The following is a 210-nucleotide window of genomic DNA, read 5'->3' as shown; positions in this document are numbered from 1 at the left end:
CGGCGAGTTTGATTCTGAGGTTCCAGGCGTCGAGGGTTTTCTTGACTTTTGCGGTGTAGGACTCGATGAGTGTGAGGGTGCCGAGGCTGTGGCGTTGGGTGAGGGCTGCTTGGCGGGCTTTGCGTTGTTTGCCGCTGAAGCGGGTGGGGCCGAAGTACACCTGGTTAAGGCGTGCTAGTTCGGCAGCATCGGAAGCAGAAGCGCCGAGCG

General features: G+C 60.5%; 1 pseudogene. It reads right to left on the bottom strand.

From position 1 onward, the window contains the following. Window positions 1-210: pseudogene (locus tag HMPREF2967_RS13260) on the bottom strand (HNH endonuclease); the annotation flags it as partial.

Origin of the sequence: Corynebacterium sp. HMSC059E07 (assembly GCF_001814395.1) — a bacterium.
GTDB classification, from domain to species: Bacteria; Actinomycetota; Actinomycetes; order Mycobacteriales; family Mycobacteriaceae; genus Corynebacterium; species Corynebacterium hesseae.
This window is presented reverse-complemented; position numbering and strand designations above follow the sequence as displayed.